This is a genomic window from Carboxylicivirga fragile, from assembly GCF_050589805.1.
Lineage (GTDB): Bacteria > Bacteroidota > Bacteroidia > Bacteroidales > Marinilabiliaceae > Carboxylicivirga > Carboxylicivirga fragile.
This window is the reverse complement of sequence record NZ_JBNGOY010000024.1, coordinates 71,215-84,859: the sequence shown is the minus strand read 5'-3', so window position 1 is coordinate 84,859 and position 13,645 is coordinate 71,215. Positions and strand designations below refer to the sequence as shown.

Genomic DNA, 13,645 nt, shown 5'->3' with positions numbered 1-13,645 from the left:
ACTCATTAATAATTATGAAAAACAAAGAGGCTAACCATAAATGATTAACCTCTAAATTTTATTTAAAATCTTGTTACTTCTGAAATTGCCTAAATCCAATATCGAGAGTAATTTTATAACAATTGATATGGATAAATTATACCATTTGAACTATGAATGTGGTCTTGTTATTTTTGGTATCATGCCGATCGGTATTAGCATTAAAACTCTCTTTACTTTTTTAACACCTTCAAATACATCGATTTTGCACGAAGTGTTATTTGAAGTGGTATAAAACTTTTATTAAAAAGTAAGGTCTTATACCGTTTACAAACCAAAACGATTGATAAAAAAATCAATCTGTGCTTTTGTATCGGCATTAACTCCCGATAATTATCGGGATAATTAGCAAAATGATTTATCAATCATTTTGGAATACAATTGGTATTACATCGTAGGCTACAAAACCAAGTTGAGTAACTTAAAGCTTTAGCCCCAATAAAAGAATATCATCAATTTGTTCATGCTCATTCCCCATCCATTCTTCCATTTTTTGATGTAGAATAGCCTTTTGATCCAGCACAGGTAACTTATGAATATTTAATAAAAGGTGTCGGAAACGACGGTATTTAAATTTCTTTCCTTCTGGTCCACCAAACTGATCGGCATACCCATCCGAAAACATGTAAACAATATCACCACGCTCTACTTTTATTTCCTGTTTAGTAAATAAGGATGTAGAATCGGCACTCATATACCCTATCGGAAAGCGATTTCCTTTGTAGTTATTGATTTCATTATCGTGAATAATATAAAGAGGATTCATGGCTCCAGCAAACTCAATAAGCCCTTTTGATCTATCATATACAATCAAGGACACATCCATTCCATCATTGACGTTAAGCTTACTATTAATCCCCTTAGCTCCATTTTTATTGAATGTGGCTACAACTTCTTTGTTGAGCACATTCAGAATATTTGCAGGGCATTCAATACCACGTATCTCAACAATATTTTTAATTAAATCAAAACCAATAATCGACATAAAAGCACCAGGTACACCATGACCAGTACAATCAACAGCAGCCATAAATACCTTATTATCTCTCTGGAATGTCCAATAAAAATCGCCACTCACAATATCCTTCGGACGAAAGTAAACAAAGGACTCAGGAAAAATACTCTGAACCATCTCTTCCGATGGGATCATGGCTTCCTGAATTCGTTTGGCATAACTAATACTATCAGTCAGGCTCTGATTGATGTTAGATAAAGTCTCCTTTTGAGCTTCAATTTTCTTTTTATCATGAGCTTTCTCCTGTAAGGCTTTATAAGCTCTTCTATAATTACGAATCCTATAATTAATTAAAGTTTGAATTAAGAAGAATCCTAATATTAAATAAAACGCATAGGCATAATTCGACATCCAAAGCGGTGGAACCACTTCTATTACAAGCTCAGTAGGTTCGTTGTTCCACACAAGGTCGCTATTGGCTCCTTTAATTTTTAAAACATAACTACCTGGCGATAGATTTGAAAAATCTACATAATTATCGTTTGTAATCTTTCTCCAACTATCGTCGTAGCCCTCCAGAAATACCATGTATGAATTTAATTTAGGATTGGTATATTCCATACCAGAAAACTCAACATGGATAAGTAAATTACGAGAATAACGAATATTTACATCCCTAACATCTCCCTTGTAATCTTTAGATAATTTTCCCTTTCTTTTAATGGTTAAGTCGGTAATTATCACTTGTGGAAGATGTAAATTCTGACTTAAAGAATCGGCTTGAATAATACTTAAACCCTTATCGCCACCAAAAAACAAAGTGCTACTATCGTGGTTAAATGAAGAACCTATATTAAAACTATGTTCAGGCACTCCATCTTTTTCACTAAAACGAAAGTAAGAGCCATCGGGAAGTAAATAAGAGATACCATCACTTGAACTTAACCATATACGATTATAGCGATCAACTTCTATCGCATATATTTTATTGGTCGCCAAAGCAGGATTATCTTTCCAAAAACCTGTTTTATAAATCTTTTTATCATAGTACGATAAACCTGACTGCGTGCCTATAATAATTCGTTTATCAAGGTCCTCTGAAAAAGATAAAACGATATTATGACTCAATTCGGCATTTCCATCGAATTGATTTTGAATACGTGTGAAATTGGCTTCAGTATGATTAAAGACGTTTACTCCATTATTTGTTCCAATCCAAATCCAACCATCACTGTCCTCGTACAGGGCATTTATCTCATCGTGACACAAACTGGCTTCCTTTTCATTATCTGAAAAATAACTTGATAGTGTTTTTCCATTGTAGCGATATAAGCCAAACTGTGTAGCAAACCAAATATTCCCTAACTGATCTTCAATAATGTCATTAATACGATTTGATGCTAATAGAGTCTTGAACTCAGGACTATTGCTATAATCGAACTCTCGAACATTAGAGTAATCATTTTCGATGACATAAATACCATAACTACTTCCAATCCAAACTTTTCCTTTACTATCCTTTAAAATGGATAAAATAGCAGGGTCATTTTCGGAAGTGTAAACAGGTAGAATATTAAAATGCCTCATCCGACCTGAACTTCTATCAATGCGATAAATACCCTTGTTGGATGTACCTAACCACATTTGATTTTCATCATCGACATAAACAGCAGAGAAATCATAACTCTCTAATGCCAGTTCTGGTTCCTCTCGAGATATTAACGAAAATTTATGTGGCTTACGATCAACCTTAAAAAGACCATCTTGTTTAGTTCCAGCCCATAAAATACCACCGTTGTCAACCATTAAAACAGATACATTCTTAATGTCAGCATCAGAAATACCAAAGTGGTCAAAAGTGCTAAAGTGAAAAAATGGTGGATGGGCTATTTTAATGCCATCCGTCGTTCCCAACAGAATATTGTCGCCATCCTGCAACATGCACAACATCTGTTCATTTACACTTTGTCCGCCAGACAAAGACGACGACATAATGGTTTCATTTTTTGTATCATAACGCATAACGCCATCCAATGTCGAAACCATTAAAACACTATCATTAATCGCTAATACATCGCTTAACTCATCTTTTGAGTTTTCGGTTCGAAGTGCAATCTTAGTAAAAGTCTTTGAATCCGTATCAAAATGGTGAAGGCCATCTTTGGACCCAATCCACAAGCTCTCTCCATCCTCAACTATAGGATAACATGCTCCTGAACCTGTTTTAAACACCGATGAATAATGACCATAAACATCGTAAGAAGCTAATTTTTCATCAATACGAAAAACAAAATTACGTGTCTTAATCCAAACATCGCCATTAATAACACGCATCCCAAAAACTCCGGCTTCTTTAATTTCTTTAAATGGTTCCGAATTAGTATTAATATTATTGAAACTTCCGTCAGTTCTGTTCCAAATGGCTATTCCGCTATTTTTAGTACCAATCCATATATTACCATCTGAAGTTTCGACGATAGCTTGAATACTATTCCCAACGATGGTAGTAGAATCCATCGGATTATGTCGGAAAACATCAAACTTATAGCCATCATATCTGTTTAAGCCATCTGCTGTTCCAATCCAAACATAACCACGGCTATCCTGATATAAGGACGTTATATTTCCATTAGAAAGACCATCTGCGATTGTAAACTGATGGACATTGAGTTTGCTAGAATAATCCATACCCCTACAAGGTAAGCCCAGTAATAATAGGCCTAGCAATATGAAGGTCAGTTTACCAATTACTGACATCAATCCCAATCGTCTTCCCATTTCCTTCATGAAGGCTAAAAATAGTAAAAAACAGATGATCTACTGCACTTCAAGTTTAAATTCGTTGAAGTATAATTCGCTCACTAATTCTCGTTTATCAACATCTTTATATAAATATTGTAATTTTCAACGACATAGTAAAACAAAAGAGGTGAAAACTCACCTCTTTTACATTCTTTTATTGTAAACATTACTCCTTATAACCGACTTTATCCATATACCAGGCAAGGTTCTGCGATTTTGGTCTTTCCAGAGGTAATCCGTATAGTCTATCCCATATTAATTGCGTTAGTACTCCCAAGGAACGTGATACACCAAATAATACGGTATAAATTGGGTATTCGGTAATTCCAAACGACGATAACAAAGAACCACTTATGGCATCCACATTAGGCCATGGATTTTTAACCTTACCGGTAGATAGTAGAATATCTGGCACAACTTTATAAACTTTTTCGGCCAACTGAATGAGAGGTGCATCAGGCGCATATTTTTTAGCAAACTCCAACTGAACGGTAAAACGCGGATCTGTCTTTCTTAAAACAGCATGTCCGTAACCTGGTATAACCTGGCCTTTCTTTAAAGTCGTTTCAGCATATTCTTTAATTTGTGCCTCCGAAGGATTCTCCACCCCTATCTCACGAACCATCTTATGCAACCAGTGCATTACATTTTGATTAGCCATTCCGTGTAATGGGCCAGCCAAACCATTCATACCCGCAGAAAAACTATAATAGGGATTAGAAAGAGCGGAACCGACAAGGTGAGTTGCATGAGCCGATACATTTCCTCCCTCATGATCGGAATGAATGTTCATATATAAACGCATCAACCTTTTTACTTCATCGCTATCATGTCCCATCATATGGGCTAAATTTCCAGCCCAATCCAAATTTGGATCCGGATCGATGTAATTCTCGTTATGGAATACTCGACGATAGATATATGCGGCGATTACAGGTAAGCGCGAAATTAAATCCATAACGCCTTCGTACGTTGGCCCCCAATAATCCTTTTTATCCATTCCTGTCAGGTAGGCCTTACGAAACTGCGATTCGGTTGACATAGCCAAAATAGCAGTATTAAACTGAATCATTGGGTGAGCGTCCTTTGGCAAGGCGTTAATCACGTCATATACGTGCGAAGGTATACCTTGTGCACGCTGAGCCCATTGATTACTAATAAAGTTAACATCGTCTACAGTTGGGAGCTCTCCGGTTAACATCAGGTAAAATAGTCCTTCAGGCAAGGGTTCACCATCTTTCTGGATCTTAGGTAATAACTCTTGCAATTGGGGTATTGTATAACCTCTAAATCGAATGCCTTCTTCCGCATCAAGCTTCGATGTACATGTCAATAACGAAACCATCCCCTTCATACCTGTCATTACTTGCCCAAGCGTGACATCTTGAATGGTTTTATCACCATAATTTTTTATGAGCTTTTTTACCGTTTCAGCCTTTGGCCGACCAATTTCAATGAGTTTTTCCTTTATATAATCCATTTGATTCTAATATTGAAGTTAACTGTGTAAGGTATTCAAACTTTTCCTTGAAGGGGAAAACCTTAAATTATTTAACAGTTAAGCTAATCAAATGTTTTGTAAAAAAAAAGGGTCACCTCATGGCGACCCTTTGAAAGTATAATAAAGAAAATTTATTTCTTTTGAACTTTTGCGTATCCGTAAACAGCTGTAGCACCTAATTCCTCTTCAATACGAAGTAATTGATTGTATTTAGCCATACGATCTGAACGTGATAAAGAACCAGTCTTAATCTGTCCACTGTTAGTAGCGACTGCTATGTCAGCAATTGTTGAATCTTCAGTTTCACCTGAACGGTGAGAAGTTACTGAAGTATAACCAGCACGGTGTGCCATTTCAATTGCATTTAATGTTTCAGTTAAAGTACCAATCTGGTTAACTTTAATTAAGATTGAGTTAGCAGCACCAAGCTCAATACCTTTCTTCAAGTAATCAACATTAGTTACGAATAAATCATCACCAACTAACTGACATTTGTCGCCGATAGCAGCATTAAGAGCGACCCATCCGTCCCAGTCATTTTCGTCCATTCCATCTTCGATAGAATCGATAGGGAATTTAGCAACTAATTCAGCCATGTAAGCAGCTTGCTCTTGAGAGTTACGCTTAACACCATTTGGCTCAAAAATACTATAATCGTAAACACCGTCTTTGAAGAATTCAGAAGCGGCACAATCCATAGCGATAGAAATGTCACCACCTTCTTCCGCACGTCCAGCTTTGTAACCAGCGTTCTTAATTGCAGTTAAAATACAGTCGATAGCTTCTTCAGTTCCGCCTAACATTGGTGCGAATCCACCTTCATCACCAACTGCTGTAGAAAGGTTTTTACCTTTTAATACTTTTGCTAAAGCATGAAATACTTCAGCTCCCATGCGTAAACCTTCACGGAAAGTTTTAGCACCAATAGGACGAATCATAAACTCCTGGAATGCAATTGTTGCATCAGAGTGAGATCCACCGTTAATAATGTTCATCATTGGAACTGGAAGAGTTACTGCATTAGTACCACCAATGTAACGATACAATGGCATACCAAGATATTCAGAAGCAGCACGAGCAACAGCAAGAGAAACACCTAAGATACCATTAGCACCTAATTTGCTTTTCGTTTTTGTTCCGTCTAATTCCAACATTTTGTGATCGATAGCTACTTGCTCAAGTGCGCTCATCCCAATAAGCTCAGGAGCGATAACTTCGTTCACATTTTTTACTGCATTCAACACACCTTTACCTAGGTAACGACCTTTATCACCGTCACGCATTTCAAGCGCTTCGTGCTCACCAGTAGATGCACCAGAAGGTACAGCAGCACGACCAACAAAACCACTTTCTAAAGTTACTTCTACTTCAACAGTAGGATTTCCACGTGAATCAAGAATCTCGCGTGCATGAATGTTAGCAATTTGTCCCATAATAATATTCAATTTATGTATTGATAGAAAATTTCAAAAAAAAAGGATAATGCCCAATATGGTTATTATCCTCAGTTAGATTAATCAAAGAAAAAAGGAAAAACGAGCAGTCTTTCCTTTTTCTAAAGATTTATTCTTTTGTATCAGCGTCAGTAGTATCAGTAGCTTGTTCAGTAGAAGTTTCTTCTTGAACTGGAGCTTCTGCAGCCACAGCAGTATCAGCTGTTGCTTTTCTACGTCCACGACGTGTTCTCTTACTTGTAGTAGAGGATTTTTTATCTTCTAACATATTTTCGTTGTAGTCAACCAATTCGATTAAACACATTTCTGCGTTATCACCCAAACGATTTCCTAACTTCAAAATACGAGTATATCCTCCTGGTCTGTCAGCTACCTTACCAGCCACTTCAGTAAATAATTCCTTAACGGCATATTTATCTTTAAGTGTACTAAAAACAGATCTTTGAGCGTGAATGTTTTCTTCAACAGTACTCAAACCTTTTGTTTTTGTGATAAGAGGCTCAACATACATACGTAATGCTTTTGCTTTAGCCACAGTCGTCTTAATTCTTTTGTGAAGAATCAAAGATGACGCCATGTTAGCTAACATAGCCTTACGATGCGCGGTCTTACGACCTAAATGATTAAATTTCTTTCTATGTCTCATCGCGATTATTCCTTGTCTAATTTATACTTTGCGGTATCCATTCCGAAAGTTAGTCCCATGTTAAGAAGGAGATCATCCAACTCAGTTAAAGACTTCTTACCAAAGTTACGGAACTTAAGCAGGTCGTTACGATTAAATGTAACTAACTCACCTAATGTCTCTACGTCAGCTGCTTTAAGACAGTTTAACGCACGAACAGACAAGTCCATATCTACTAATTTGGTTTTCAGAAGTTGACGCATATGCAATACTTCCTCATCAAACTCTTCATTGCCAAACTTTTCATCTGAGTCGAGTGTAATCTTCTCGTCAGAGAATAACATGAAGTGATAAATAAGAATTTTTGCTGCTTCTTTTAAAGCTTCCTTAGGATGAATAGAGCCATCCGATTCAATTTCTAGTACAAGCTTTTCGTAATCTGTTTTTTGTTCTACACGATAGTTTTCAATCGCATATTTCACATTACAAATAGGCGTAAAGATAGAATCAACAGCAATTACACCAAATTCGGCCTCAACTGGTTTGTTTTCCTCTGCTGGAACATAACCTCGACCCTTATTAATGGTCAATGTCATTTGCAGATTTACTTCCGGATTCATACTAGCTATCACCAATTCTGGGTTTAACACCTCAAAACCTGTCATAAACTGATTAAGATCACCGGCCGTAAACTCTTCTTTACCTGATACCGAAACGGTCACAGTTTCCTGCTCTGTTTCTTCAACCAAGTTTTTGAAGCGCACCTGTTTAAGGTTAAGAACGATTTCAGTAACATCATTTATTACACCAGGGATACTGGTAAATTCATGATCTACTCCTTCGATCTTTACAGTAGTAATTGCGTATCCCTCTAAAGAGGATAACAAAATTCTTCTTAAGGCATTTCCAACGGTAATACCATACCCCGGTTCCAACGGACGAAATTCGAATTTGCCGAATTTATCGTCGGCTTCCAGCATGATTACTTTATCTGGTTTTTGGAATGCTAATATTGCCATAAGAATTAATTATTTAGAATACAATTCAACTATCAACTGCTCTTTGATATTTTCAGGAATATCACTTCTTTCAGGTACTGTCAAATACTTACCTGCCAATTTATCTTGATCCCATTCTAACCAAGAGTATTTATGCACACCTGTATTTGTCAATGACTCAGAAATAACCACCATAGACTTTGATTTTTCACGAACACCTACGATCTGATCTGGCTTAACCTGAAAAGAAGGTATGTTAACGATCTCACCATCAACAATGATATGACGGTGTGATACCAATTGTCGTGCGGCTGCTCTTGTTGGAGCAATTCCTAAACGATAAACTACGTTATCTAAACGCGATTCTAAGTATCCAAGTAATACCTCACCGGTAATACCTTTACTTCGAGATGCTTTCTTAAACAAGTTACTAAATTGTTTTTCGAGTACACCGTAAGTATACTTAGCTTTTTGCTTTTCTTTTAACTGTAATCCGTATTCGCTTGTTTTACGTCTACGGTTATTACCATGTTGTCCTGGAGGAAAATTTCTTCTTTCGAAACTTTTATCCGGACCATAAATCGCTTCACCGAATTTACGGGCGATTCGTGTTTTTGGACCAATATATCTAGCCATTCTTCTAAATTTTTGATTTTAAATTTTTGATTTTAAATATTGAATATGGCAGCCGCTAGATTATAGAGAGGAGTAATAATCTTATAACCAATTCTCGTATTCAAATTTGCCATCAAAAATTTATGGTTAATAACTAGTTGAGTAATTAAACTCTTCTACGTTTTGGAGGACGACATCCATTATGTGGCAATGGAGTAACATCAACAATTTCTGTTACTTCAATACCAGCAGCATGTATAGAACGCATTGCCGACTCACGACCATTTCCTGGTCCTTTTACATATACTTTCACCTTTCTTAAACCTAGGTCATAAGCTACTTTTGAACAATCAGTAGCAGCCATTTGTGCAGCATATGGCGTGTTCTTTTTAGAACCACGGAAACCCATTTTACCGGCACTTGACCATGAGATCACCTGACCATTTAAGTTGGTCAATGATACAATAATGTTATTAAAAGATGAATGGATATGAGCCTGACCTTGCGCTTCCACCTTAACGACTCTCTTCTTTTGAGATCCTGACTTCTTTGCCATATCTTACTTATTATTTAGTGGCTTTCTTTTTATTTGCAACAGTCTTCTTTTTACCTTTACGGGTACGAGCGTTGTTTTTTGTACATTGACCACGTAATGGTAAACCTACACGGTGACGAATACCTCTATAACAACCAATATCCATTAATCGCTTAATGTTTAATTGTACCTCAGAGCGCAATTCACCTTCGATTTTATACGAATCTGAAATGTAATCACGAACCAATTTGATTTGATCATCAGTCCACTCTGATACTTTGAGATTTGCGTCTACACCAACGTTCTTAAGAATTTCGTTAGCTCTACCTTGGCCTATACCGAAGATATATGTCAAAGCAATTACTCCACGCTTGTTGGAGGGTATATCTACCCCAGCTATTCTTGCCATAATTCTTAAATTTATCCTTGACGTTGTTTAAACTTTGGATTCTTCTTATTAATCACATATAAGCGCCCTTTGCGTTTTACGATCTTGCAATCGGCACTTCTTTTTTTAACAGATGCTCTAACCTTCATGATCAGTCTTTTTATTTATATCTGTAGGTAATTCTTCCTTTTGTCAAATCATACGGAGACATTTCTACTTTTACACGATCACCAGGTAAGATTTTAATGTAATGCATACGCATTTTACCTGAGATATGTGCCGTAATAACATGTCCGTTCTCCAATTCCACTCTAAACATGGCATTGGATAAGGCTTCAATTATTGTACCGTCTTGTTCTATCGAGGCCTGTTTCGCCATAACTGTATAACTTTTTATTTTTCAGACTGCAAATGTAATACTTCTTCTACAAATTTAAAACTAGATAGTATATCAGCTTTACCTTTTCTTACTGCAACTGTATGTTCATAGTGTGCAGAAACCTTTTTATCGGCCGTTCTAATGGTCCATCCATCGTTTTCCTGAACAATTTGGCGTTTGCCTAAATTTATCATTGGCTCGATGGCGATAACCATTCCAGTCTTTAATTTAGTTCCATTACCTTTTTTACCATAATTGGGTACTTCAGGACTTTCGTGCAGGTTTTTTCCAATTCCATGCCCCACCATTTCACGAACTACAGTGTAGCCCAGATCTTCGGTGTGTTTTTGAATGGCGTGTCCAACATCACCTAAGCGATTGTTTTCAACAGCCTGCTCTATTCCCTTATACAACGAATCTTTGGTTGCATCCAACAGTTTCTTAACCTCAGGATCAACTTCACCTATCATAAATGTATAGGCTGAGTCACCAAAAAAACCATTTTTAAGAACACCACAATCAACAGAAACAACATCCCCTTCTTTAAGAGGTTTGTCGTTTGGAATACCGTGTACCACATGCTCGTTAATTGACGTGCATAGGGTATTAGGGAATCCCTGGTAATTTAAAAAGGCTGGAGTACCTCCATTATCTCTAATGAAGGCCTCAGCAATTTTATCTAGCTCTAACGTAGAAACACCAGGTTTAATAACCTTAGCAATCTCTCCGAGTGTTTTAGCAACTATTTGATTGCTCACTCGCATTAATTCTATTTCTTCGTCAGTCTTTAAATAAATCATGTGAATGATCGTATTTCAACATTAAAGTGCTGCAGCTCCACCTCCGGATCTGCCCATAATTCTACCCGACTTAGTTAATCCATCATAATGTCTCATCAACAAATGACTTTCGATTTGCTGCAAAGTATCTAAGATTACACCAACTAAGATTAATAGTGATGTACCTCCATAGAACTGAGCAAATCCTTGATCAACTCCTGCCATCATTGCAAACGCTGGTAAAATAGCCACAAGTGCTAAAAATACCGAACCTGGCAATGTAATTTTTGACATAACTGAATCTAAGAACTCAACCGTTTTTTTACCAGGTTTAACACCCGGAATAAAACCACCATTGCGTTTCATATCCTCAGCCATCTGAGTAGGATTAATAGTTATTGCTGTATAAAAATACGTAAATGCAATAATCATTAATGCGAAAATAAAATTATACCAAAATCCTGTAAAGTTAGCGAATATTGAAGCGAAACCTGTAGCGGTTTCGTTATCAACAAAGCCAGCAAATGTAACAGGTATGAACATGATTGCCTGAGCAAAAATGATCGGCATTACACCAGCTGCGTTAACTTTTAAAGGAATGTATTGACGAACACCTCCATATTGTTTGTTTCCAACAATTCGCTTGGCATACTGCACCGGAATACGACGCGTACCTTGTACCAATAAAATTGTACCACAGAAAACAAAGAACAATACAACAAATTCGATTAGCAACATCACCAAACCACCGCTTCCGCTGACAGACTCCATTCTAGATACAAATTCAGCGAACATATTCTGAGGTAGGCGAGCGATAATACCAATCATGATGATTAGTGAAATACCGTTACCAATACCTTTATCAGTAATACGTTCTCCTAACCACATTACGAACATTGTTCCAGCAGTTAAGATGATTGTACTAGTAATATTGAAAGCCCATCCAGCCTCAACAATGGCATTTCCTGACTGTGCAGCAAGGTTGGCCAAATAACCGGGAGCCTGAACTACCAAAATAATAACCGTTAGATAACGCGTTATTTGATTGATTTTACGGCGTCCACTTTCACCTTCTCGCTGAAGACGTTGAAAATAAGGTACTGCTATACCCATTAACTGTATCACGATGGATGCAGAAATGTACGGCATAATTCCCAATGCAAAGATTGATGCATTAGAGAAGGCACCTCCTGAAAACATATCAAGAAGACCTAGTACTCCGTCTTTAGTTTGAGATTTTAAGGCACTAAGTTGATTTGGATCAATCCCTGGTAACACAACGAAAGAACCTAAACGATAAATCAATAGGTATCCTAGCGTAGTAATAATGCGGGACTTTAAATCCTCAATTTTCCAAATGTTGCGGATGGTTTCGACTAGTTTCATTCAATTACAATTTTTCTACGGTTCCTTGAGCAGCTTCGATAGCTTCGATAGCTGATTTTGAAAATGCATGAGCTTTAACTTCCATTTTGGCAGTTAATTCACCATTTCCTAAAATCTTAACTAAATCGTTCTTGCTAACTAATCCAGCTTCTCTTAAAATTTCAGGATCAATTACATTAATGCTTTTATTATCAGCAAGTGTTTGCAACAACTCTATATTAACAGCTTTGTATTCAACACGATTAATGTTTTTGAAACCGAATTTAGGAACTCTACGCTGCAACGGCATCTGTCCACCTTCAAAACCAAACTTACGTGAGTATCCTGAACGAGATTTAGCTCCTTTATGACCACGTGTGGATGTACCACCGCGTCCAGAACCTTGTCCACGTCCAATACGCTTTGAAGTTTTTGTTGAGCCTTTTGCAGGTCTTAAGTTATTTAAGTTCATATTAATTTCCTCTAATTCGTTTGACCAAATTATCTTTCTACTGTCACTAAGTGCAGTACTTTTTGAACCATTCCTTCGATTTGAGGTGTGGCTTCATGTTCAACGGTTTGCTGAAGTTTCTTCAGCCCAAGGGCAGCCAGAGTATTTTTTTGTCTGGTTGTGGCCCCGATCTTACTCTTAACCTGAGTTACTTTTATCTTAGCCATTTTTACCTTAATTATCCGTTAAATACTTTATCCAATGATACACCTCTAATTTCAGCTACTTCAGCAGCATCACGTAATTCAGTTAATGCCTCAATAGTTGCTTTAACCAAGTTATGTGGGTTAGATGAGCCTTTTGATTTAGCCAATACATCGGTTACACCAACACTCTCTAATACCGCGCGCATCGCACCACCGGCTTTTACTCCGGTACCATGAGAAGCAGGTTTCATAAAAACACTTGCTCCACCAAAGCGTGCATATTGCTCGTGAGGAATGGTACCTTTTAAAATTGGCACCTTCACTAGATTCTTTTTAGCAGCTTCAACACCTTTAGCGATCGCTGTTGTTACCTCGCCGGCTTTACCAAGCCCCCAGCCTACAACACCATTCTCATTTCCAACCACTACGATGGCAGAGAAACTAAAGGTTCTACCACCTTTGGTTACTTTTGTTACCCTGTTGATAGCAACCAAACGATCTTTTAACTCAAGATCGTTATTGTTTCTGATTCTTTTGTTATTTCCAGCCATAG

15 protein-coding genes are annotated in these 13,645 nt (G+C 37.1%); all 15 read right to left on the bottom strand.

The features are described from left to right. Positions 1-460: 460 nt before the first annotated feature. The 15 genes from ACRD7B_RS12255 to rpsE all read right to left on the bottom strand — a co-directional run bounded on the left by ACRD7B_RS12255 (position 461) and on the right by rpsE (position 13,643). Positions 461-3,781 carry a ligand-binding sensor domain-containing protein gene (locus ACRD7B_RS12255; RefSeq protein ID WP_430824853.1) on the bottom strand — a complete coding sequence of 1,107 codons (3,321 nt, stop codon included), beginning with the start codon at positions 3,779-3,781 and terminating at the stop codon, positions 461-463. Positions 3,782-3,962: 181 nt separating this feature from the next. Next, the gene (locus ACRD7B_RS12250) at positions 3,963-5,276 is read right to left on the bottom strand and encodes a citrate (Si)-synthase (protein ID WP_430824852.1); all 1,314 of its coding nucleotides are present in this window, start codon (positions 5,274-5,276) and stop codon (positions 3,963-3,965) included. Between the two features lie 152 nt (positions 5,277-5,428). Next, positions 5,429-6,730 (bottom strand): phosphopyruvate hydratase, encoded by a 1,302-nt coding sequence (gene eno / locus ACRD7B_RS12245; RefSeq protein ID WP_430824851.1) that lies wholly within the window; start codon positions 6,728-6,730, stop codon positions 5,429-5,431. A 130-nt stretch (positions 6,731-6,860) separates the two neighbouring features. Next, the gene (rplQ, locus tag ACRD7B_RS12240) at positions 6,861-7,397 is read right to left on the bottom strand and encodes a 50S ribosomal protein L17 (protein WP_430824850.1); all 537 of its coding nucleotides are present in this window, start codon (positions 7,395-7,397) and stop codon (positions 6,861-6,863) included. 5 nt (positions 7,398-7,402) lie between these two features. Further along, entirely contained in the window at positions 7,403-8,395 is a 993-nt protein-coding gene (locus ACRD7B_RS12235; RefSeq protein WP_430824849.1) for a DNA-directed RNA polymerase subunit alpha, read from the bottom strand. 9 nt (positions 8,396-8,404) lie between these two features. Continuing rightward, positions 8,405-9,010, bottom strand: coding sequence for a 30S ribosomal protein S4 (gene rpsD / locus ACRD7B_RS12230; protein ID WP_430824848.1), 606 nt, complete (start codon positions 9,008-9,010; stop codon positions 8,405-8,407). 145 nt (positions 9,011-9,155) lie between these two features. After that, positions 9,156-9,545: a 30S ribosomal protein S11 gene (gene rpsK / locus ACRD7B_RS12225; RefSeq protein WP_430824847.1), complete on the bottom strand. Its 390-nt coding sequence runs from the start codon at positions 9,543-9,545 to the stop codon at positions 9,156-9,158. A 10-nt stretch (positions 9,546-9,555) separates the two neighbouring features. Then, on the bottom strand, positions 9,556-9,933 hold the full coding sequence (rpsM, locus tag ACRD7B_RS12220; protein ID WP_430824846.1) for a 30S ribosomal protein S13: 378 nt from the start codon (positions 9,931-9,933) through the stop codon (positions 9,556-9,558). 11 nt (positions 9,934-9,944) lie between these two features. Continuing rightward, positions 9,945-10,061, bottom strand: a complete 117-nt coding sequence (gene ykgO, locus ACRD7B_RS12215; protein ID WP_071792536.1) for a type B 50S ribosomal protein L36 — start codon at positions 10,059-10,061, stop codon at positions 9,945-9,947. An 11-nt stretch (positions 10,062-10,072) separates the two neighbouring features. Beyond that, positions 10,073-10,291: a translation initiation factor IF-1 gene (infA, locus tag ACRD7B_RS12210; protein WP_010527070.1), complete on the bottom strand. Its 219-nt coding sequence runs from the start codon at positions 10,289-10,291 to the stop codon at positions 10,073-10,075. 14 nt (positions 10,292-10,305) lie between these two features. Next, entirely contained in the window at positions 10,306-11,091 is a 786-nt protein-coding gene (map, locus tag ACRD7B_RS12205; RefSeq protein ID WP_430824845.1) for a type I methionyl aminopeptidase, read from the bottom strand. A gap of 21 nt (positions 11,092-11,112) precedes the next feature. Beyond that, the gene (gene secY / locus ACRD7B_RS12200; RefSeq protein WP_430824844.1) at positions 11,113-12,456 is read right to left on the bottom strand and encodes a preprotein translocase subunit SecY; all 1,344 of its coding nucleotides are present in this window, start codon (positions 12,454-12,456) and stop codon (positions 11,113-11,115) included. Positions 12,457-12,460: 4 nt separating this feature from the next. Then, positions 12,461-12,907, bottom strand: coding sequence for a 50S ribosomal protein L15 (gene rplO / locus ACRD7B_RS12195; protein WP_430824843.1), 447 nt, complete (start codon positions 12,905-12,907; stop codon positions 12,461-12,463). Between the two features lie 29 nt (positions 12,908-12,936). After that, on the bottom strand, positions 12,937-13,113 hold the full coding sequence (rpmD, locus tag ACRD7B_RS12190) for a 50S ribosomal protein L30 (RefSeq protein WP_430824842.1): 177 nt from the start codon (positions 13,111-13,113) through the stop codon (positions 12,937-12,939). A gap of 11 nt (positions 13,114-13,124) precedes the next feature. After that, positions 13,125-13,643, bottom strand: coding sequence for a 30S ribosomal protein S5 (rpsE, locus tag ACRD7B_RS12185; RefSeq protein WP_430824841.1), 519 nt, complete (start codon positions 13,641-13,643; stop codon positions 13,125-13,127). Positions 13,644-13,645: the final 2 nt, after the last annotated feature.